At 63.4% G+C, this 21,513-nt stretch carries 20 protein-coding genes and 1 pseudogene; 13 read left to right on the plus strand and 8 right to left on the minus strand.

Going from position 1 to position 21,513, the window contains the following annotated elements; all coding sequences use genetic code 11:
* Positions 1–237: 237 nt before the first annotated feature.
* The 5 genes from QQK95_RS04845 to QQK95_RS04865 all read right to left on the minus strand — a co-directional run bounded on the left by QQK95_RS04845 (position 238) and on the right by QQK95_RS04865 (position 6,910).
* Positions 238–2,379 carry a beta-galactosidase gene (locus QQK95_RS04845; RefSeq protein ID WP_284269547.1) on the minus strand — a complete coding sequence of 714 codons (2,142 nt, stop codon included), beginning with the start codon at positions 2,377–2,379 and terminating at the stop codon, positions 238–240.
* Positions 2,380–2,403: 24 nt separating this feature from the next.
* Positions 2,404–3,306, minus strand: a complete 903-nt coding sequence (locus tag QQK95_RS04850) for a carbohydrate ABC transporter permease (RefSeq protein WP_284269549.1) — start codon at positions 3,304–3,306, stop codon at positions 2,404–2,406.
* Complete coding sequence (locus tag QQK95_RS04855) at positions 3,306–4,226, minus strand: carbohydrate ABC transporter permease (protein WP_284269551.1); 921 nt, start codon at positions 4,224–4,226, stop codon at positions 3,306–3,308. The genes QQK95_RS04850 and QQK95_RS04855 overlap by 1 nt, the downstream gene beginning before the upstream one ends.
* Before the next feature lie 77 nt (positions 4,227–4,303).
* Positions 4,304–5,614 carry an ABC transporter substrate-binding protein gene (locus QQK95_RS04860; protein WP_284269553.1) on the minus strand — a complete coding sequence of 437 codons (1,311 nt, stop codon included), beginning with the start codon at positions 5,612–5,614 and terminating at the stop codon, positions 4,304–4,306.
* 111 nt (positions 5,615–5,725) lie between these two features.
* Entirely contained in the window at positions 5,726–6,910 is a 1,185-nt protein-coding gene (locus QQK95_RS04865) for an ROK family transcriptional regulator (RefSeq protein ID WP_284269555.1), read from the minus strand.
* Positions 6,911–7,434: 524 nt separating this feature from the next.
* Here QQK95_RS04865 and QQK95_RS04870 point away from each other — a divergent pair.
* Positions 7,435–8,133: a response regulator transcription factor gene (locus QQK95_RS04870; protein WP_284269557.1), complete on the plus strand. Its 699-nt coding sequence runs from the start codon at positions 7,435–7,437 to the stop codon at positions 8,131–8,133.
* Positions 8,134–8,207: 74 nt separating this feature from the next.
* Here the strand turns inward: QQK95_RS04870 and QQK95_RS04875 are convergent, their stop codons facing one another.
* From QQK95_RS04875 to QQK95_RS04885, 3 genes are read right to left on the minus strand one after another with little or no spacing between them, the layout of a single operon-like run.
* Complete coding sequence (locus QQK95_RS04875; protein WP_284269559.1) at positions 8,208–8,984, minus strand: amino acid ABC transporter ATP-binding protein; 777 nt, start codon at positions 8,982–8,984, stop codon at positions 8,208–8,210.
* Positions 8,984–9,643 (minus strand): ectoine/hydroxyectoine ABC transporter permease subunit EhuD, encoded by a 660-nt coding sequence (gene ehuD, locus QQK95_RS04880; protein ID WP_284269561.1) that lies wholly within the window; start codon positions 9,641–9,643, stop codon positions 8,984–8,986. Before ehuD ends, QQK95_RS04875 begins: the two co-directional genes overlap by 1 nt.
* On the minus strand, positions 9,633–10,292 hold the full coding sequence (locus QQK95_RS04885) for an amino acid ABC transporter permease (RefSeq protein WP_284269563.1): 660 nt from the start codon (positions 10,290–10,292) through the stop codon (positions 9,633–9,635). The genes ehuD and QQK95_RS04885 overlap by 11 nt, the downstream gene beginning before the upstream one ends.
* Positions 10,293–10,673: 381 nt before the next feature.
* Here QQK95_RS04885 and trbB point away from each other — a divergent pair, with 381 nt between their 5' ends.
* From trbB to QQK95_RS04945, 12 genes and pseudogenes are all read left to right on the plus strand, one after another.
* Positions 10,674–11,657, plus strand: a complete 984-nt coding sequence (trbB, locus tag QQK95_RS04890; protein ID WP_284269565.1) for a P-type conjugative transfer ATPase TrbB — start codon at positions 10,674–10,676, stop codon at positions 11,655–11,657.
* The gene (locus tag QQK95_RS04895; protein ID WP_284269566.1) at positions 11,654–11,986 is read left to right on the plus strand and encodes a TrbC/VirB2 family type IV secretion system protein; all 333 of its coding nucleotides are present in this window, start codon (positions 11,654–11,656) and stop codon (positions 11,984–11,986) included. Before trbB ends, QQK95_RS04895 begins: the two co-directional genes overlap by 4 nt.
* Complete coding sequence (locus QQK95_RS04900) at positions 11,986–12,267, plus strand: VirB3 family type IV secretion system protein (RefSeq protein WP_284269568.1); 282 nt, start codon at positions 11,986–11,988, stop codon at positions 12,265–12,267. Before QQK95_RS04895 ends, QQK95_RS04900 begins: the two co-directional genes overlap by 1 nt.
* Before the next feature lie 10 nt (positions 12,268–12,277).
* A complete protein-coding gene (gene trbE, locus QQK95_RS04905) occupies positions 12,278–14,728 on the plus strand; it encodes a conjugal transfer protein TrbE (protein WP_284269570.1) in 2,451 nt (816 codons plus the stop codon).
* Entirely contained in the window at positions 14,725–15,483 is a 759-nt protein-coding gene (gene trbJ / locus QQK95_RS04910; RefSeq protein WP_284269572.1) for a P-type conjugative transfer protein TrbJ, read from the plus strand. The genes trbE and trbJ overlap by 4 nt, the downstream gene beginning before the upstream one ends.
* Before the next feature lie 11 nt (positions 15,484–15,494).
* The gene (gene trbK-alt, locus QQK95_RS04915; protein WP_284269574.1) at positions 15,495–15,812 is read left to right on the plus strand and encodes a putative entry exclusion protein TrbK-alt; all 318 of its coding nucleotides are present in this window, start codon (positions 15,495–15,497) and stop codon (positions 15,810–15,812) included.
* 2 nt (positions 15,813–15,814) lie between these two features.
* A complete protein-coding gene (trbL, locus tag QQK95_RS04920) occupies positions 15,815–17,185 on the plus strand; it encodes a P-type conjugative transfer protein TrbL (RefSeq protein WP_284269576.1) in 1,371 nt (456 codons plus the stop codon).
* A gap of 4 nt (positions 17,186–17,189) precedes the next feature.
* Positions 17,190–17,879 carry a conjugal transfer protein TrbF gene (gene trbF, locus QQK95_RS04925; RefSeq protein WP_284270533.1) on the plus strand — a complete coding sequence of 230 codons (690 nt, stop codon included), beginning with the start codon at positions 17,190–17,192 and terminating at the stop codon, positions 17,877–17,879.
* Positions 17,876–18,931, plus strand: coding sequence for a P-type conjugative transfer protein TrbG (gene trbG / locus QQK95_RS04930; RefSeq protein WP_284269579.1), 1,056 nt, complete (start codon positions 17,876–17,878; stop codon positions 18,929–18,931). Before trbF ends, trbG begins: the two co-directional genes overlap by 4 nt.
* A complete protein-coding gene (locus tag QQK95_RS04935; RefSeq protein WP_284269580.1) occupies positions 18,928–20,085 on the plus strand; it encodes a TraB/TrbI/VirB10 family type IV secretion system protein in 1,158 nt (385 codons plus the stop codon). Before trbG ends, QQK95_RS04935 begins: the two co-directional genes overlap by 4 nt.
* A 2-nt stretch (positions 20,086–20,087) precedes the next feature.
* On the plus strand, positions 20,088–20,312 hold the full coding sequence (locus QQK95_RS04940) for a DUF2274 domain-containing protein (protein ID WP_284269581.1): 225 nt from the start codon (positions 20,088–20,090) through the stop codon (positions 20,310–20,312).
* A gap of 284 nt (positions 20,313–20,596) precedes the next feature.
* Positions 20,597–21,322: pseudogene (locus QQK95_RS04945) on the plus strand (xylose isomerase); the annotation flags it as partial.
* Positions 21,323–21,513: the final 191 nt, after the last annotated feature.

Here is a 21,513-nt window from a genome sequence, read left to right on the forward strand (position 1 = left end):
CCGCGGGTTCCTTCCTCGGGGACTTTCGTACGCCTGCCGGCGCCCGAAACTCTTCACGACAGCAGACCGTCCGCTGCTAGGGTACCCCAGCACGCAAGCGCACATGTGAGACTTCGTGCGGAGGTCCTAGATTTAGCCCGACGCGGACACGGGTCCTTAGAGTGGAGATTGCTGCCCAATCTGAGATCACTGAGACAGAAGATATTGAGCGTTTCCCGAAGCCTCGCGACAACATCCCTAGTCGAGTTCGATGATGCTGCAGCCATAGGCCGGGAGCGACAGCTTACCGCCGCGTACCTTGCCATCGTCGAGTAAATCCTTGCCCGCGGGTACATTGCCGATGCTTGCCGGCTCGCCCATCGTATTGAGGATGAACAGCAGGCGGCGGTCCTTGCTCTGGCGGATGGTCGCCTCGACCCCGGCCGGCATGTCGGCGATGAGCGGCACGATATCGGCGGGCGCCAGCACCTGATCGGCCAGCACCTCGACCAGAGCGTCGCTGAGGTACGTGCCGAGGTAAATCACATTGCCCTTGCCGACTTTGCGCGAAGTCATGGCGGCTTGGCCCTCGGCGAAGCGGCTGGCCCAGTTGCCGATAACCTCCGTGCCGGGCGCGACGTTAAGCAGCTCATAAAGATGCGCCGCCGTCACCTGCGCATTCCCGATCTTGATCTCGTATTGGCGGCTTGCCGACGTCGCTGGCAGCTTCTTGCGCACCGTGTTGGCGCCGAAGCGGCCGCCATGCTCGAACATCCCTTCGCCGCCGATCGGCGTCAGCAACCCGAACTCCTCGACCGTGATCCCGGCCAACGCCGAGAGCCTCTTGCCCGGCGAGGTGTCGCGGATGACGTGGTTGTTAACGTCGCGTGATCCGGTGCGGCCGCCCAGGATTACCGTTCCACCCGCCTTGGCGAAAGCCTCGATCCGCGTCGTCCACGCATCGGTCCATTTCAGCCAATGCGGCACGTAGAGCGCCTTGAGCTTGCTGAGATCATCTTCGGGATGGATGAAGCCGCAGGCGATGTTGTGGCGGTAGCAATAGCGGTGCAGCAGCGTCGCGTCGTCCTGCGGGCTCGGCATGCCGATGGGGCAGGAGCGGTGCATCTCCTGATTGTCGAAATCCGATCCGGCGATGCCCAAATCCATGCGCACATGCGTGCCGAGGATCTTGTCCTTGAGCGCCGTGACCTCACCCGCAAACTGCTTGGCCTCGTCATAGCGCCGCCGCGGGATGTCGTCATGATCGATGATGCCCATCCAATAGATCTCGGCGCCGAAATGCGCCGGCCGCCAACGGAAGAACATCACGCCATCGGCGCCGCGCGCCACTGACGTATAGGCCATGCGGCGCATCTCGCCAGGTTCGGGCGTCAGCGTCGAGAAGTTCGGCTGCGCACCGAAGCCCGATTGCTGCTCGGGCACGATGAAATTGCCGGTGAAGCCGCGGCAGAGATCGAGACGCAGCGCCTGCGCCTCGCCGACGCTTCCGACCCGCTGCATCTCGTCATCGAGATGCGGGTAGATGTCGAAGCCGAGAAAATCGAGATCAGTCGAGAACTCGCCGCGGAAGTCGATGTCGTCGATCCGCCCCAGATTGTGGAAGACGAACCAGTCTGGATTGGTGGCGCGCAGGATCAGCACCTGATCGTGCTGGAACCGCGCCGTGGCGAAGGCGAGGAAGCGGTGATAGTCGACCACATGGGTCGGCCCGACCGGCGCAGGGGCGTAGTCGAGCGGCAGCACCACTTGATCGAAATCGTCGTAGGCGGTGGCCCAGAAATGCCCGCCCCACGCATCGTTGAGCGCGGCGATGGTCTTGTACTTGTCCTTGAGGAAGGCCTGGAACTCGGCCAGAGTCACCGGACCGTAGGACAGCGATCCAGAGGTATTGAACTCATTGTCCGTTTGCCAGCCGATGATGTGCGAATTGCCGCGATAATGCTGGGCCATCGCTTTGGTGATGCGCTTCGAATGCTCGCGGAACACTCCGCTCGCAAGATTGGCGTGCTGGCGCGAGCCATGGCTCATGGCGCGGCCATTGGCATCGACGCGCAACACTTCGGGATAACGCACCGTCAGCCAGCGCGGCGGAGTCGCCGTCGGCGTGCACATGATGGTTTTGATGCCAGCCTTGCCCAGCCCATCTATGGCGCGGTCGAACAAATCGAAGTCGAACGTCCCCTCATGCGGCTCGATAATATGCCAGGCAAATTCCGCAAGTCGCACCGTGTTGAAGCCCGCGGCTGCCATGCGGTCGGCGTCGCGCTGCCAATAGCTCTCATCGACATGCTCCGGGTAATGCGGGGTACCGACGAGGAAAGTGTCGGTCGCTATCGGCCGCCAGACAGAGAGCGGCGCGGATTTCGAGGCAGTCGTCATAGTCGGAAAACTCCAGGCGATAGTCTATTTGATGGCGCCGGCGGTGAGGCCGCCCTGCCAGAACCGCTGCAGCAGCAGGAACACCACGATGACCGGGATGATGCTGACCAGCGCGCCGGTGATGATGATCGAGAACAGCACCTGTCCGCCGCCACCGCCCTGCTGCGCGAGCTGATACCAGGTCGCAAGGCCCACCGTGATCGGCTGATACGCCTGCGAGCGCAGCACGATGAGCGGCAGGAAGTAATTGTTCCAGGTTCCGACGAACGAGAGCAGCGCCACGGTCACCATGCCCGGCGCCACCAGCCGCAGCACGATGGCGCGGAAGATCACGAACTCGCCGGCGCCATCGAGCCGCGCTGCGTCGAGCAGTTCGTCATCGACGCCCTGGTCGATATAGACGCGCATCAGATAGACGCCGATCGGGGAGATCATCGAGGGCAGGATCACGCCCAGCGGATTGTCGCTGAGGCCCGAAAGCGCCAGCAGCAGGAAGATAGGCACGACGAGGGCCGTCTGCGGGATCATCACAGCGCCCAAGACCAGTGCAAACAGCAGCTTGCGGCCGACGAATTTGAACTTGGCGAACGCATAGCCTGCCGCAGTAGCAAAGATCGCGGCACCGAGCCCGGCGGCGGTTGAATAGAGCACGCTGTTGAACATCCAGCGCATGAAGATGCCGTTGTCGCGCGCCAGCAGATCGCTCAGATTCTGCCAGAGGTTGAAATTGGTGCCGAAGCCGAAACCGAACGTGGTGAACAGGTCGCCATTCGTCTTCGTTGCCGATAGGACCAGATAGACCAGTGGCACAAAGCTGTAGACGAGGAACAGTGACAGCAGCAGCGTGAGAATGATCCGCGAGCGCCGCCGTTCGCCGGGCCGGCGCCTGGCAGCTTCGAAAGTGGGGATGTCGGTGGTCGCAGTCATCATTGCTCCGGCCGACGCCGGTTGGTGATCAGGGTGAAGATGTATGAGGCACCGGCGATCACGATGCCAAGCACGAACGAAACGGCGGCCGCATAGCCATACTGCTGGTTCTGAGTCGCCAGCGAATAGGCATAGAGGTTCGGCGTGTAGCTCGAATTGATGGTGTTACCGGCGAGCGCGCGCATCAAATATGGCTCATTGAACAGCTGCAGTGTGCCGTTGATCGAAAAGATGATGGTGAGCAGGATCGCCGGCCACAGCAACGGCAGCTGGATCAGCCGCGCAAATTGCCAGGGCGAGGCGCCATCCATCCGCGCGGCCTCGGCAAGGTCCGACGGGATCGCCATCAGCGCGGCGTAGTAGATCACCATATTGTAGCCGACATATTCCCACGTCACGATATTGGCCAATGAGAAGATCATCGCGCCCGGCGACAGGAAGTCCGGCGGCGGCAGGTTGAACGCCTTGGCTATCTGCGTGAACGGGCCGAAGTTGGGGCCGTAGAGATAACCCCAGATGATCGTCGAGATCACGCTCGGCACAGCGTAGGGGAGGAAGAAGCCGAGCCGGAAGACGCCTTTGGCATAGACCTGGCCACGATCGAGCACGATGGCGAACAACAGCGCCAGGCCCAGCATGATCGGCACCTGCACGATGCCGAACAGAACAAGGTTCCACACGCCGCCCCAGAATTTGGCGTCGCCCGCGACCTTGATGTAGCTGGCCGCACCCGCGAAATGCCGTCCGCCCACCAGCGTGTCGCGGTAGAGGCTCATGTAGAACGCATAGACCAGCGGCGCGACGATGAAGGCGATAAACAGCAGCACGAAGGGCGCCAAAAACAGATAGGGCGCGAGCTTTCGTGACGTAAAACCGCCCCATCGCGCTGGGCGCGTCGCGGCGGCTGGCGAATTCGACATTGCCATGGTCCCCCGTCCGGCAAGATGAAGAGATCGGGCGCGCCGGTCAAGCGCGCCCGGCCGTTGCCCGGGAGGACTCAGACAACGGTGAAGCCTTGTTCCTTCGCGTAGGCGACCACGGCGTCCTGAATGCGGTCGAACGCATCCGACAGCGTGCCCTTGCCGCCGAGGGAGGCGCCGAATTCATCGGACATCGACTGGTAGAGGAAGTCCTGGAACGGGCTCCACTCAAACGGCGCCACGGCACTCGCCGATTTGGCGAACACTTTGTTCACCTCCTGGCCGCCGAAGAAATCCGGCTTGTCGCCCGCCCATTGCGGGCTCGACAGCAGCGCGTTGGTACAGGGGAAGAAGTTTTGCTTGGTGGTGTAGAGCTTTGTGGCTTCGGGATTGGTGTTCAGCCAGATCGCGACTTCGGCTGCCTCGGGCAGATGCTGGGTCGTCTTCATCACGGCCAGCGCTGAGCCACCCCAAGCGCCAGTCGCGAACTTGCTCGCGTCCCACTGCGGCAGATCGGCGGCACGCCACTTGCCCACGCTGGTCTTGGCGACCGAGGTCAGGAATAGCGGGCCCCAGCCCGCAGCGAGCCAGGTCGCATAGCGGCCCGAGTCGAGGCCCGTGTACCACTCATTGTTGAAGCCCGGCTTGGTCTCGACGATACCTGCGGTAATAAGGTCCTGCCAATAGGCGGCGAAGTCCTTGGCAATCTTGTCGTTGATGTTGATCGCGAGCTTGTCGCCATCGCGGCTGACCGGCTTCCAGCCCATCGGCCACAACAGACCCAAGACCCAGTCGGCATTGGCTCCGAACGGCGCGTCGGTGATGAACACATTCGGATCGGCCGCATGAATCTTCTTGCCCGCATCGGCAAACTCGGCCCAGGTGATGGGCGGCGTGATCCCATGCTTGTCGAAGATGTCCTTGTGATAGAGCATCGCCATCGGACCGTAATCCTGCGGCATGCCGTTGACCACATCGCTCTTGGCGACCTGCGTCCATAGGCCTTCGGGGAACTCGCCCTTATGGGCATTGGCGTACGGGCCGATATCGGCGAAGGCGTCGACCTGGCGGAAGGTCTCGAGGAGTTGGTATTCGATTTGGACGACGTCGGGCAGGCCGCTGCCCGCCTGCAGGCCCGCACGGACCGCCTGATATTCAGGTTTCCCCTGACCGGCATTCACGAGTTCGACACGGATGCCCGGATGCGCGGCGTTGAACATGTCGACCTGAAGCTGGAGATCCGGCACCCACGACCACAGCACCACCTTAACGGGCTCGGCACCGCGAACTGTCGCCGGCAGGGCCGCTACCGCAACGCTCGCACCCGCAACTTTCAAGAAGTCACGACGCTGCATCATCCGCCCAAGCGGATTAAAAATCTTCGTCATTGAAGTCCTCCCACGAAAGATACGCTCCCACACGACGCAGGACGCGGTTTTTCTTTCAGTCAGAAACTTAATGCCGACATACAGTCGCTGTCAATTGCGCTCGATTGATCTTTATTCGCCCATCACGAGGCTGTCGGCAGGGTTGAGGGTCGTCGCATCGAGCACCAGACGCACCGCGCCCAGGACGATATCGCGGTGGCCTAAGGCGCCCATCACGAGGCGCGGAGGGTCATACACATTGCCCATGAGGCGGTGCCGCAGCACATCGAGCACCAGATCACCGCCGCCGACGACCCGGCCCGCCAGCACGATGATTTCCGGGTTCATGAGGGCAGCAACACAGCCCACCGCCATCGTCGCATAGTCGAGCAACTCGATGACAACCGGCGCGATTTTGTCCGCCTGCCGGTCGGTAACGGCCGCCATGGTGAGCTTTCCCGCCGCATACTGGGTGTTGGCCTCTTCGAGCATTTTCGTCGCCTGTTCGGGGATGCCGAAAAAGCGCAGCGATTGCTTGTCGCCCAGATGTTCGAACGGCCGCCCGGTGAGGAGGGGGTCATCGAGATACCAGCCGAGCTCGCCCGCCGCATGCGAGTGCCCGCCATAGAGCTTGCCGTCGATCACGACGCCCGCGCCGGCGCCGGGCCCGATCGAGAGGCTCACGACGCTGTCCGCGCCACGCCCGGCCCCGAATCCCCATTCGCCCACGGCGGCGAGGTTGCGCCCGTTTTCGACGACGATGGGCATCTGAAAACGCTCGCTGAGCCGCGCCCGCAACGGCATGTCGCGCCAGCCGAGCCCGAGTGTCAGCACCACTTCGCCCTCCGGCTGCCTGACGATCGAGGGCAGGCCAATGCCGATGCCGCGAATGGTCTGGCCGCGCGGACGGGGGGCCGCCATCAGCCGGCGGATCAAGCCGACCAGCTTCTCGAAATTGCGCTCGCCATCATCGTCGGCGGTCTCGTGCATTTCGGTCTGCACGACGCCCTCGAGATTGGCTACGGCGCCATAGAATTCGCCCTTGCCAGCCTCGATGCCGATGATGGCGTGCGCCGCGCCGCGGAACTTGATGCGTGCCCGGGGACGGCCCCGGACATTGGCCTCGTCAAACCCGTCATACGCCACCAGATCCTCGACAATCAGATCCTCGATCACCCGCATCACCGTCGGGATGCTGATGTTCAGTCGCTGGGCGAGGCTCGAAGGTGATGCCACTCCTTCGGTGCGGATCAAATCCACCACGGCCGAACGATTGAGTCGGCGTAACAGGCTCGACGTCGTGGGCTGGCGCTTCATTCATGGACCAGTTGCAAAAGCCGGCGGACCGGCAACCAGCGTCGGCATAGACCAGAACCGTGCCAGAGTCCGCCTTTTTCTGATGACGCCGAACGTCAGTTGTCGTTCCGCAGTGAAAGCTACCGCGATAGCCCGTTCGATGATTACGGCGATCCGCGGACGAGCGCCCAAGGCCTCCGGAGTCACTGCCCTTACTCGTGCAAATAGCTGACTTCGGTTGCTTCAATCGGTTACGAGCTCGTCCGCCCAACATCAATGACCGCTTTTGGCGCAAAGATGCCACACGCAGAAAGCAATGTGTTGTCTGCTTTCGGGCAGAGGCAACGGCTGACTCTAGACCGGCATGAGGTGCAAAGCTGCCGTCGACACTCGATGCATTCCCGCTTTATCCATAAGCACCCGAAACTTGGCTGCGGCACGACCCAGAAAGGTTGAAAGGATTCAAAGAAACCCAGGGATATTGTCATCGCGCCCATTTGCGCGCTAGTCAGCCTTATGATGTGTCGAACCCGGTTGATGGACTCATGAAGCCGCTGGTCCTGATCTCCTCGAAGGACCCGGATTTTTTCCTGGTTTTCGGGCACATACTTTCGGTAGCGGGGTTCGAGATTCGACTGATTTCGGGAGACCGGGAAATCGCACGCGCAATCGAGGCGGCAGCCCCGCTTGCCGTGGTCATGGACTGCCATCCCGGCGACCGTGCGGTGGTCAAACAGTGCGCCTGGCTGAAGTCTGCCGCCGCAACCAAAGGGACGCCGGTCGTGAGCCTGGTTGCTCCGCGTTCGGGCAAGCTGCATCTCGACCTGATCAAGGCTGGCGTAGACGAGATATTTTCGCGGCCGTTCGCCCCCGAACAGCTTCTGGCCTGGCTGCATGGCAAAGCGGGCCTCGCGAAGCTATCGCGCGAAACGGATTCGGGTGAGTTGGTGCAGGGCGAATTCCGGCTGGAGCGGCAGACTCACCGGACATTCTTCAGGCAAAAAGAAATCGTCATGCCACCGATCGAGTTCAAGCTTTTGCGCAGCCTTTTGGCGCAGCCTGGCAAGGTCTTCAGCCGCGAGGAACTGGTCGCGACCGCATGGCCTGAACATGCAGCCGCAACCGACGTGCGGGGCGTCGACGTCCATATCGCCAGGCTGCGCAAAAGGCTTAGGGCCTCCGTGGGGAGCGATGTGATCCGGACGGTCCGCTCGGCTGGCTACGCCTTCGCACCGGATTGGTGACCTGCTCGGCGATTACCGCATGTGGCGCGCTTGCGCGCCGATTGCCGTCACGCAGGGTCCACACGCATCTCCTCTCAATTGCTCAGGATGGTATCCAGGAACAGCCGCGCGCGTGGGTGAGCGGCTCGAGAGAAAAAGTCTCTGGACGAGGCATGCTCGACAATGCGGCCTTCGTCCATGAAAACGATCTCATCGGCGACTTCGCGTGCGAAACCCATCTCGTGGGTCACGCAGACCATGGTCACGCCGCTTCCGGCGAGCGCGATCATGACGTCGAGGACTTCCTTGATCATTTCCGGGTCGAGCGCCGAGGTGGGTTCGTCGAACAGCATGATGCGGGGATTGAGGCAAAGCGCGCGCGCGATCGCCACCCTTTGTTGTTGACCGCCCGAGAGCTGGGCCGGGTAGGCCTGCGCCTTTTCGGGGATGTGCACCGCTGTCAGATGCCGCATGGCGATCTCTTCGGCCTCCCGTGCCGGTTTCAGGAGAACCCGGCGCAGCGCCAGCGTGCAGTTGGCGAGCACGGTGAGGTGCGGGAACAGGTTGAAGCTCTGAAACACCATGCCAGTCTGCCGGCGCGCTTTCGAGGTATCGCGGCCATCTTTGTCCAGAGTTGCCGCTTCGAACTGAATCGTTCCCTTCTGGAAAGGCTCGAGACCGTTGATGCAGCGGATCAAGGTCGACTTGCCGGAGCCGGACGGTCCGCACACCACGATGCGCGCGCCCGCTCCTACGGATAGATCTATGTTTTTCAAGACGTGCAGGGCGCCGAACCACTTGTTGAGGCCTTCGATCCGGACATGAGGAATGGATTGAACGGCCGGGACTGGATGTGGGGCTTGAGTGAGCATCAGCGGCGTCCAGCTGCAAGCAGGCGCTGCTCGATGCGCTTCACGCCATAAGAGGTGAGCAAGGCCAAGGCGAGAAACAGAATGCCGGCAACGGTCAGCGGCTCTGCGTATCGATAGGTCTCGGAAGCAATATCAAAGGCGCGTCCGAGCATTTCGGGCACGGCCAGGATCGCCAGATAGGGCGTCGCCTTGAGGATCGAAACAAGATAGTTGCCCAACGGTGCGGCGACGTTGCGCAACATCTGCGGCGCGATGACGAAAACGACCGTGTCGCGGCGGGTGAGCGACAAGGCTCTGGCTGCTTCCTGCTGGCCTCTCGGGATCGCGTCGATGCCCGCTTTGAACACCTCCGCCAGATAGCCGCTGTAGTACAGGCTCAGCCCCAGTATGCCGACCGTCATGGCGCCAAGCCGGATCCCGTAGAAGGGCAGGACGAAATACAGGAAATAGAGCCAGGCCAGAACCGGCGTCGAGCGGATGAAGTCGATCAGGAAGCGGACGGCGAGGCCAGTCGCACCGCCGCCGCGGCGGATCATTTCGAAAGTGAAGCCAAGCACTGAGGCGCCGACGCAACTCAAGACCGTTGCGATGAGGGTCGTTCCGATCGCCCCGATGATCGTCGGGACGGTCGATAGGGCGAAATCGAGGTTAAATCCCACGCGACGTTCCTCTTTCGGGATTGACCCGCGCCTCAAGCCAGCGGCCGGCAAGCGCGATCGGATAACAGACGACGAAGAAGGCCAGCAGCAGCGCCGAATAGATCGCGACGGGGTCGTAGTCGGTCTGCGCAATTTCCTTGGCGCGGAAGGTCATGTCCGTCAGCGTGACCAGCGAGACGAGGGAGGTTGCCTTGACGAGTTGGATAAGGTTGTTGACGAAGGTCGGGCTCATCGCGACCAGCGCCTGCGGCAGTTCGATCAGGAGCAGGATCGCCGGGCGCGAGAGGCCGAGCGCCATGCCCGCCTCGCGCTGGCCGGGGGGCAGGGACTGTAGCCCGGCGCGAACCGCCTGGCTGGCATAGCCGCCAGCGTTCAGACCGAGCACCAATGAACTGACGGTCAGCGCCGACAGAGTGACCCCCATCACCGGCAGCACGTAATAAAAGAAGAAAAGCAGGATGACGACCGCTGAGCTGCGCCAGAATTCGATCACGGCGGTAACCACAAAGCGCGTCATGCCGGTGGCCAGAAACTGCGCGACGCCGAAGACGAGCGCGAAGGGGACCGCAAAGACCAGGCCATAGGCCGTGACCTCTGCGGTGATACCCAGCCCTTGCAGAATGCCCAGCCAGATCTCGAGCAGGCTCACGGGGTGCCACTCCTCTTCATCGAGGCGGGCGGCGACGGCGTCGGTATCGTTTCGGCGTGCCTGAGGAGGGCGGTTTTGCGCCGAGAAATCGCGCCCTCCGGACCGGACCTCATGACACCCTCCGCGCCGTGGAAAGAACGATCGCCTGCAGGGGCAGGCCATCGGTGGTTCTCTCATAGACCCAGCAGGAGTCTTGTGTCAATAAACATGTACATATAATTGCGAAAGTTTATATCATGGCGCCGGCACCGCCGTTGGCCGGTAATTGCACGCTACGCTACGATGACGGCTGAAACCTGTTGAATCGGGCCGCTTCAGGGCTCTTTTGATCGTCTCCGACCGGGCGTCGTTTGACGCGTTCCCGGCTCAAACGGGGACAGGATGGCTATAGCGCACAACGATACCGAAGGACGCGCGCGCAGCTCGCGCATGCTGCGCACCGCGCTCGGACCCGCTATCGCCCGGTTTCTCGACGATCCCGCGATCGTTGAAATAATGTTGAACCCGGATGGCCGCATCTGGGTGGACCGGCTCTCGGAAGGTTTGGCTGATACGGGGGAAATGCTGGCGCCTGCCGCTGGTGAGCGGATAGTGCGCCTGGTCGCCCATCATGTCGGCGCCGAAGTCCATTCCCGTTCCCCGCGCGTCTCGGCCGAGTTGCCGCAAACCGGCGAGCGTTTCGAGGGCCTGTTGCCGCCCGTCGTCGCAGCACCCGCTTTCGCGATCCGCAAGCCTGCGGTGGCCGTGTTCACGCTCGATGACTATGTCGCGGCGGGCATAATGTCCGCCGGTCAGGCCGCGATATTGCGCGCCGCGGTTGCCAGTCGCGCGAACATCCTTGTCGCCGGCGGCACATCGACTGGCAAGACCACCCTCACCAACGCGCTGCTCGCCGAAGTGGCGAAAGGGATGGATCGGGTCGTCGTGATCGAGGACACAAGCGAACTGCAGTGCGCCGCGCCCAACCTTGTCGCCATGCGCACCAAGGATGGCGTCGCCACGCTGGCCGACCTGGTTCGCTCGTCACTGCGCCTGCGGCCCGATCGCATTCCCGTCGGCGAGGTGCGTGGCTCCGAGGCCCTCGACCTCCTAAAGGCATGGGGAACCGGGCACCCCGGCGGCATCGGCACCCTTCATGCGGGCTCCGGCATCGGCGCCCTGCGCCGCCTGGAGCAGCTTATCCAGGAAGCCGTCGTCACTGTCCCGCGTGCGCTGATCGCCGACACGATCGGCCTTGTCGCCGTCCTGTCGGGACGTGGCACCGCGCGACGGCTTAGCGAACTCGTCCGGGTCGAGGGTCTCGGCCCTGACGGTGATTATCGCATTGCTGAAGCCACACCGATCAACCCAGGAGAAACCCCATGATCCGCCTCCTTGCACGCTGCCACCGCAACCTGGCCGCGGGCGCCACCGCCCTTGCCGTCAATCTCCTGGTCGCGTCGAGCGCCTATGCGTCAGGCTCCTCGATGCCATGGGAACAGCCACTCGAAAAGATCCTGCAGTCTGTCGAGGGACCGGTTTCCAAGATCATGGCCGTCATCATCATCATCGTCACCGGCCTGACGCTGGCCTTCGGTGACAGTTCGGGCGGCTTCAGGCGGCTCATCCAGATCGTGTTTGGCCTTTCGATCGCTTTTGCGGCGTCGAGTTTCTTCCTGTCGTTCTTCTCATTCGGCGGCGGAGCGTTGATCTGATGACAGCCGCTCTCGAACAACTCGACGCGGTGCCAGGCTGGACGGTGCCCGTCCACCGGGCGCTGACCGAGCAGATCCTGCTCGGCGGCGCGCCGCGCGCAATCGCGATCCTGAATGGCACGCTAGCGGGCGCGGTCGGTCTTGGGCTGCGGCTGTGGCTGGTCGGTCTCCTCATCTGGGCAATCGGACATTTCACGGCGGTATGGGCCGCCAGGCGCGATCCGCTGTTTTTCGAGGTCGGACGCAGGCACTTGCGGCTGCCCGGACATTTTTCGGTTTGAGGGCGCCGCTATGATGAGCCTTGCCGAATACCGCCGGACCGCAGCTCGCCTTGCCGACTATCTGCCTTGGGCCGCTCTCGTGGCGCCGGGCGTCGTGCTCAACAAGGACGGAAGTTTTCAGCGTAGCGCGCGGTTTCGCGGGCCCGATCTCGACTCCGCCGTCGCGGCGGAACTTGTTGCGGTGGCATCGCGCATCAACAATGCTTTTCGCCGCCTCGGCTCGGGCTGGAGCATCTTCGTCGAAGCGCAGCGGCATGAAGCGGCTTCTTATCCCGAAAGCCAGTTTCCCAACGCCGCCTCCGCGCTGCTCGATGCCGAGCGCAAAGCCGACTTCGAAGAGGCGGGTGTCCATTTCGTATCGAGCTATTTTCTCACATTCCTGTTCCTGCCGCCGCCCGAAGACGCCACGCGCGCCGAGGGGTGGCTCTATGAGGGGCGCGACCAGTCGGACGCCGATCCGGGCGAGATCGTGCGCGCCTTTGTCGACCGGACAGAGCGCGTGCTGTCTCTGCTCGATGGTTTCATGCCGGAATGCCATTGGCTCGATGACGGCGAAACGCTCACCTACCTGCATTCGACGATCTCGACCAAACGCCATAAGGTGCGCGTCCCCGAGACGCCGATCTATCTCGACGCGCTGCTGGCCGACGAGCCGCTCGCCGGCGGGCTCGAGCCGCGGCTTGGCGACAAGCATCTTCGCGTGCTCTCGATTGTCGGCTTCCCGACCGCCACGACGCCCGGCCTGCTCGATGACCTCAACAGGCTGGCCTTCCCCTACCGCTGGTCGACCCGCGCCATCCTGCTCGACAAGGTCGACGCTGTCCGCCTGTTGACCAGGATAAGGCGGCAGTGGTTTGCCAAGCGCAAGAGCATCGCCTCGATCCTCAAGGAGGTGATGACCAACGAAGCCTCAGCCCTCCTCGACACCGACGCCGCCAACAAGGCGGCCGACGCCGACACTGCGTTGCAGGAGCTCGGCGCCGACACGGCGGGCATGGCCTATGTCACCGCGACCGTCGCCATCTGGGATTGCGACCCGCGCGTCGCAGATGAGAAATTGCGGCTTGTCGAGAAGGTCATCCAGGGCCGCGACTTCACGGCGATTGCCGAGACCGTCAATGCCGTCGACGCCTGGCTTGGTTCCTTGCCCGGGCACACCTACGCCAATGTCCGTCAGCCGCCCATCTCAACGCTCAATCTCGCCCACATGATGCCGCTGTCCGCCGTGTGGGCGGGGCCGGAACGGGACGAGCATCTGGTCAGTCCTCCCTTGCTTTACGGCAAGACCGAAGGCTCGACCCCGTTCCGGTTGGTCCTTCATGTCGGTGATGTCGGCCATACGCTGGTCGTCGGCCCCACTGGTGCCGGCAAGTCGGTGCTGCTCGCGCTGATGGCGCTGCAGTTCTGCCGCTACCGCAACGCTCAGATATTCGCCTTCGATTTCGGCGGCTCTATCCGCGCCGCTGTGCTTGCCATGGGTGGCGACTGGCACGATCTCGGCGGGCACCTCACCGAAGGCATGGATGCCTCCGTTTCGCTTCAGCCGCTCGCCCGGGTTCATGACACATACGAGCGCGCCTGGGCGGCTGACTGGATCGTCGCGATCCTGATGCGCGAGGGCGTCCCAATCACCCCGGACGCAAAGGAGCATATCTGGGCGGCGCTGACGTCGCTTGCCTCGGCTCCCGTCGAGGAGCGCACCATCACCGGGCTCAGCGTGCTCTTGCAGGCCAATGACCTGAAGCAGGCATTGCGCCCATACTGTGTCGGAGGCGCTCACGGCCGATTGCTCGACGCCGAGGCCGAACACCTCGGCCAGGCATCCGTGCAGGCCTTCGAGATCGAAGGACTGGTGGGCACGCAAGCCGCGCCGGCTGTCCTGTCCTATCTGTTCCACCGCATCGGCGATCGGCTCGACGGGCGTCCAACGCTGCTCATCATCGACGAAGGCTGGCTTGCCCTCGATGACGAGGGGTTTGCCGGCCAGTTGCGCGAGTGGCTGAAGACGCTGCGCAAGAAGAACGCCAGCGTCGTCTTCGCCACCCAGTCACTTGCCGATATCGACAATTCGGCCATTGCGCCGGCGATCATCGAAAGCTGTCCGACTCGGCTGTTGTTGCCCAATGAGCGCGCGGTTGAGCCGCAGATTACCGCCATCTATCGCCGCTTCGGCCTGAACGACCGCCAGATCGAAATCCTGGCGCGAGCGACACCCAAGCGCGATTACTACTGCCAGTCCCGTCGGGGCAACCGTCTCTTCGAGCTCGGCCTGTCCGAGGTCGGGCTGGCACTTTGCGCCGCGTCCTCGAAGAGCGATCAGGCGCTGACCGGCAGCATCATCGCCGAGCATGGCCGCCACGGCTTCCTGGCGGCCTGGCTGCGTGCCCGCGACGTCGGCTGGGCCGCCGACCTCATTCCCAACCTCACCCTTCCCGAACCTGAAAAGGACCCCCAACCATGACTGTTCTTCAAAACCGCCCCCGCGCCGTTCTCCTGGTCGCGGCAATGCTCGCCGCGCCGGTCGCGATCCCGCCGATGATGACGGCGCCAGCCTATGCCTTGATCGTGTTTGATCCATCGAACTATTCCCAGAATGTTCTGACGGCGGCGCGTTCGCTGCAGCAGATCACCAACCAGATCACCTCGCTTCAGAACCAGGCCCAGATGCTGATCAACCAGGCGCGCAACCTGGCGAGCCTGCCTTTGTCCTCGCTGCAGCAGCTGCAACAGTCGGTGCAACGCACGCAGCAGCTTCTCGGCCAGGCACAAAACATCGCCTTCGACGTGCAGCAGGTCGACAAGGCCTTTCAGCAACAATACGCCAGCGTCTCGCTCTCCGCATCCGACCGAGAGCTCGTCACGGACGCGCGCTCGCGCTGGCAAAACACGGTGGGCGGCCTTCAGGACGCCATGCGCGTCCAGGCCGGTGTGGTTGGAAACATCGAGACCGGCCGGGCGCAGATGTCGGCGCTGGCCGGCGCCAGCCAATCGGCGACCGGAGCGCTGCAGGCGACGCAAGCTGGCAATCAGCTTCTCGCGCTCCAGGGCCAGCAGCTCGCGGATCTGACCGCTGTGGTCGCTGCCAACGGCCGCGCACAGGCTCTGACTGAGGCCGAACGGGCTGCCGCGGTCGATCAGGGACGCGAGCAGCGGCGCCGCTTCCTCACTCCAGGCTCGGGCTACGAGGCCGGCTCGGTCCAGATGTTCAACCGCTGAGGTCGAAGGCCATGGACGGAAAAACGCTCGCTCGCATGGCGGCTGTCATCTTTGTCGCGGCCGCCGTCACGGCCGCCGCGCTCGGTATGAGCCGGAAGGAGGACAAGCCGGCGGGCCAGCGCCCGCGCGCAACCTCAGCCTACATGCCAAATCCGCTTCACGACGGTCTGCGCCGCTGCCAGGTCCTTGGCGAGGCTGCCCTGCGTGACGATGGATGCGCGCGGCTATGGGCTGAACAGCGCGATCGCTTCCTTGGTCTCAAAGAGCCATCGGGGCGTTCGATTGTCGAGCCGGACGCGCCGGATGCTGCCCTGCACGAGGCCCGGTAGATATGGGCAGCACCGGTGTCATCGACCAATTCCTGGCCACGTTCACCCGCTATATCGACAGCGGTTTCGGCCTGCTCGGCGGCGAGGTCGCCTTCGTCGCCACCACGCTGATCGTCATCGACGTGACGCTCGCCGCGCTCTTCTGGAGCTGGGGCGCTGATGACGACATCCTCGCGCGGCTCGTCAAGAAGACGCTCTTCGTCGGTGTCTTCGCCTATCTGATATCCAACTGGAACGGTCTCGCTCAAATCGTCTTCGAGAGTTTTTCCGGTCTTGGTCTGAAGGCGAGTGGAACCGGTTTCTCGGCACAGGACCTGCTGCACCCCGGCAAGGTGGCGCAAACCGGTCTCGATGCGGGACGACCATTGCTTGAGGCGATCTCCGGTTTGATGGGCTACGTCTCCTTCTTTGAAAACTTCCTCCAGATTGTTTGCCTGCTCTTTGCCTGGGCGCTCGTCCTGCTCGCCTTCTTCATCCTGGCGGTACAGCTCTTTGTGACGCTGATCGAGTTCAAGCTGGCGACGCTGGCCGGCTTCGTGCTGATCCCCTTCGGCCTCTTCGGCAAGACTGCCTTCATGGCCGAGCGCGTGCTTGGCAACGTCATCTCGTCCGGCATCAAGATTCTGGTGCTTGCCGTCGTCATCGGCATCGGATCGACGCTCTTCGGCGAATTCACCCAAGGCTTCGGCGGCGAGAACCCCACCATCGACCAGGCCATGGCGATCGTGCTGGCGGCGCTGTCGTTGCTTGGCCTCGGCATCTTCGGTCCCGGCATCGCCAACGGCCTCGTCGCGGGTGGACCGCAGCTTGGCGCCGGTGCGGCCGTTGGCACTGGCCTTGCCGCGGGGGGCATGGCGGTTGTGGGCTATGGCGCCGCCGGCCTGGCGGCGCGAGGCGGGACAGCCGCATTCTCGGGCGCGATGTCAGCCGCGCGTGGCGGCACGTCACTCGCTGGCGGCGCCTCGGCCGCTTATACGCTTGGCGCCGCCGGCCAGGCTGGCGCGGCAGGCATCGCCTCCGGCTTGGGCGGCATTGCGCGAGCTGGCGCTGCGGCAACCTTCTCCCCCCTCAAGCGCGCTGCCGCAAACACCAGTCAGTCGCTTAAGTCCAGCTTCGCCTCCGGGGAAAGTTCGGCGGCTGAAATCACCGGCGGTTCGTCGACCATGGGAACGATCGGCAGCGCTGCGTTGACAGCCGCGGCTCCTGCGTCCGGCGCGGGCAAGCCATCCGGCACTCACGGACAGCCGGAATGGGCCAGACGCTTGCAGCGCTCACAACGCCTCTCTCATGGCGCACAGACCGCCGCCCACGCGGTACGCGCCGGCGACAGCCATGGCGGCGGAGCTTCGATTTCTCTTTCCGAAGGCAAATGACATAATGAATATCTTCAGGCGACCCGCCGTCCACTACGGCAAGACCCCTCGACCGGAAACGCCCTATCAAAAGGCGGAGCAGATCTGGGATGAACGCATCGGCTCTGCTCGCGTGCAGGCACGCAATTGGCGCGCCATGGCGTTCGGGTCACTCATCTTGTCGGCAGGCCTTTCCACGTCACTGGTCTGGCAATTGGGCCGCGGTACTGTCGTGCCCTGGGTCGTGCAGGTCGACAAGATGGGCCAGGTTCAAGCGACCGCGCCCGCGATCGCCGACTATAAGCCGACGGATCCTCAGATAGAGTGGCATCTCGCCCGCTTTGTCGAACAGGTGCGCTCCATCCCCGCCGATCCGATCATCCTGCGCCAGGACTGGCTGCGCGCCTATGATTGGACCACCGACCAGGGCGCCGCAGCGCTCAACGACTACGCCCGCGCCAACGACCCTTTCTCCAGGGTCGGCAAGCAGCAGGTCGCGGTGGATATTTCGTCGGTCATCAGGGCTTCACCGGGCTCCTTTCGTGTCGCCTGGATCGAGCACCACTACGAAAACGGTCAGCTTTCCGGCACCGAGCGCTGGACCGCGATCCTGACGATCGTGACACAGATGCCAAACGATGCTGAACGTCTTCGCGCCAATCCGCTCGGCATCTACGTCAACGCCATCAACTGGTCCCGGGAGATGAGCCAATGAACCTGCCATTGTGTGTCATCGCCACTCCGACTTTGACAAGGTCGGCGTTTGCCGTGGTGTTGCTATCTGGCTCCATACTTGCCGGTTGCGCCACACCGCAGAAACCACCTCAGATCTCCTATGATGCCTACGTGCCGCCTTTGCCCGCCGCTCCGGGAGCCGCGCTCGATCAAAGGTCAAAGCCGCTGCACGTTCCACCAGGGTGGGTCCCGGCCCGCGGCGGTGTCGCCGGCAGCACGCCCGCGGCGCGCGTCGAGAACGCCAACGCGGCGGCGCGGGTCCAGCCGCGTCGTGAGGGCTACTACAATGCCATTCAGATTTATCCCTGGAGTGAAGGAGCCCTCTATCAGGTCTATGCCGCTCCAGGACAGATAACGGACATCGCGCTTGAGCCTGGCGAAAGCCTGACCGGCGAAGGTCCGATCGCGGCGGGCGATACCGCGCGCTGGATCATCGGTGACACCGAAAGCGGAGCGGGCGTCACCAGGCGCGTCCATGTGCTGGTCAAGCCTTCGCGCCCGGACATCAACACCAATCTCGTCATCACCACCGACCGGCGCAGCTACATGATCGAGCTGCAATCGGGCGAGAAGCCGTACATGCCCGCCGTGTCATGGGCCTATCCCGCGCCGCCGGCCGGACAAGCGCGGGCGATCCCCGCGACACCGGTGATTCCCCCCTTCACCGCACGCAACTACCGCTATGGCCTTACCGGCGACGCGCCCCCCTGGAGGCCCCTCAGCGTCTATGACGACGGTAGGCGGGTCTATGTCGAGTTTTCCAGCGGAATCGTGCAAGGCGAGATGCCGCCTATCTTCGTCATCGGCCCGGACGGCGAGGCCGAGATCGCTAACAGCCGCGTCTACCAGAACACCCTGATCGTCGACCGGCTTTTCGGCGCAGCGGAATTGCGGCTTGGCAATGGCAAGCGGCAACAGACCGTCAGGATCGTTCGCGCCGATGCCACGCGGAGAGGTCTGTGGATGTCAGGCACCAACGCGGCGCCGAATGCAAAGAACGCATTTCCTCAAAGGGGAGGGGAGCACTCATGAACGAGAACGAAGTCGCTGCCGCCCCCATGCAGCTCCGCCCCGAGCCGCCGCGTGTCACGCGCCTGTCGCGCAAGGTGCTCGCCGGCATCGGCTTATGTACATCGCTTGGCGTCGGCGGCGCGCTGGTCTACGCGCTTCAGACGAGTGAAACCGGCAGGCATGGCGACGAGCTGTACTCGACGTCCAACAGGCAGCCCGCCGACGGACTGGCCAGGCTGCCGCGCGATTATACCGGTCCCGTTCTTGGGCCGCCGCTGCCTGGCGATCTTGGCCGGCCGATGCTTGATGCGCAGAACAAGGGACAGCCCGTCGTGCCGCCAACGATCGCGACACCCATGGTCGATGATGCGGAACAGCGCCGGCGGGCCGAAGAGGAGGCGGCCCGAACCTCGCGTGTCTTCTTCCAGACAGGGCAGTCAACGGCGGCGATGGCCGAAACCCCGCCCGCAGGAACTTCCCCGCCGAACCTTGGCGGCCCTGACCTTGCCGGTCAGATCGGCCAGTCGACCGCGCAAGACCGACAGCTCGCCTTCTTGAATGCGGCCGCTGATCGGCGCACCGTGGCGCCGGATCGCGTCACGCCGCCGGCGTCGCCCTATGTGCTCCAGGCAGGCGCCGTCATCCCGGCGGCCCTTATCACCGGTATCCGTTCCGATCTGCCCGGTCAGATCACCGCCCAGGTGACCGAAAATGTCTATGACAGTCCCACGGGTCGCTCGCTGCTGATCCCGCAAGGCACGCGTGTCATTGGCCAATACGACAACGGCGTCGGCTTCGGCCAGCGTCGCGTGCTGCTCGTCTGGAGCAGGCTGGTCTTTTCCAACGGACGCTCCATTGTTCTTGAACGCCAGCCTGGCACTGACGCCCAAGGCTATGCCGGCCTTGAGGACGGCGTCGACTACCATTGGGCCGACCTGTTCAAGGCGGCCGCACTCACCACCATCCTCAGCGTTGGCGCTGAGGCCGGCTCGTCCGGCCAGGAGAGTGACATCGTGCGCGCCTTGCGCGGCGGCGCCTCCGACAGCCTCAGCCAGGTGGGCCAGCAGATCGTCCAGCGCCAACTCAACATCGCACCGACGCTGACGATACGGCCGGGCGTCAATGTGCGTGTCGTCGTTACGCGCGATCTCGTGCTCGAACCCTACGGAGGCTGAAAATGGCCAAGCTGAAACTCGGTCCGATTGCAGACGACAAGCCGGTTAAGGTCACAGTGGAACTGCCGGCGCCGCTGCACCGCGATCTATCCAGATATGCTGAGATCCTTGGCCGCGACGCGGGTCAGGGTTCCACTGATCCTGTTCGCCTGATTGTGCCCATGCTTGAGCGATTTATCGCGACGGATCGGGGCTTTGCCAGAGCCAAGCAGGAGCGGAAAGGTTGAGGGTCACCTCGGCCGGCTAAGGTTAAAACTTCGTCATGCTGTAGCACGATTGCTATCAGCACGAGATTCAATCATCTGGCGTACTACTGTGATTCGATCACCTTCCAGTCGACAACAAGAGGACAGAACTGCGTGGGAGGCGGCAACTCGTGGGGAGTTGACGGGCGGCGGCATCTGCGGTGTCCTCGGGTCTCGTGTTGAAGGCTATGGCAGCGTTCGGCGCCGCCTTGTGGATGATGTTCACAACGGTTTCGAACAAGACTAAGCCCTTGGGCGGCAGCCTGGGCGGGCGCGAGGGCTATGAGACGCTGCTCAACACCGACCTTGCCCGCGAGCAGGAACAGGCCGGCCGCTTCCTCAGCCTCGTCGTCGACTACAAGCACAAGATCGGCTTCAAGGGCACCATCCTGATCGAGCCGAAGCCGCAGGAGCCGACGAAACACCAGTACGACTACGACGTCGCCACCGTCTATGGCTTCCTCAAGCGCTTCGGCCTGGAGAAGGAGGTCAAGCTCAACATCGAGCAGGGCCACGCCATCCTGGCCGGCCATTCCTTCGAGCACGAACTGGCGCTGGCCAATGCGCTCGGCGTCTTCGGTTCGATCGACATGAACCGCAACGACTACCAGTCGGGCTGGGACACCGACCAGTTCCCCAACAACGTGCCGGAAATGGCGCTGGCCTACTACCAGGTCCTGCAGGCCGGTGGCTTCAAGACCGGCGGCACCAATTTCGACGCCAAGCTGCGCCGCCAGTCGCTCGACCCGCAGGACCTGCTGATCGGCCATATCGGCGGCATGGATGCCTGCGCACGCGGTCTCAAGGCCGCGGCCCGCATGGTCGAGGACAAGGCGCTGTCGGGCCCGCTGGCCGAGCGCTATGCCGGCTGGAGCACGGCCGAGGGCAAGCGCACGCTGGAGGACATCGCCGAGCGCGTCGTCAAGAAGAAGATCGAGCCGCAGCCAAGGTCGGGTCGCCAGGAGCTGCTGGAAAACATCGTCAACCGCTACGCATTGGTTCGAGAAAGAGGCGAGTTCCAATTGCAGGATGTGACCGCCTGGGCATCGGGTAATAATCGAAACATTCCGCTAGCAGGCGTTGCCTGCCGTTAAACGCACCCATGCCTTTCACGTTGCCGCGCGGCTCTCAAACTTGTCGCGGGCCGGGGAGGAGTTTAATGTTACTCACGCCGCAGTCAGCG

Source organism: Mesorhizobium huakuii (genome assembly GCF_030160235.1).
GTDB lineage: Bacteria > Pseudomonadota > Alphaproteobacteria > Rhizobiales > Rhizobiaceae > Mesorhizobium > Mesorhizobium huakuii.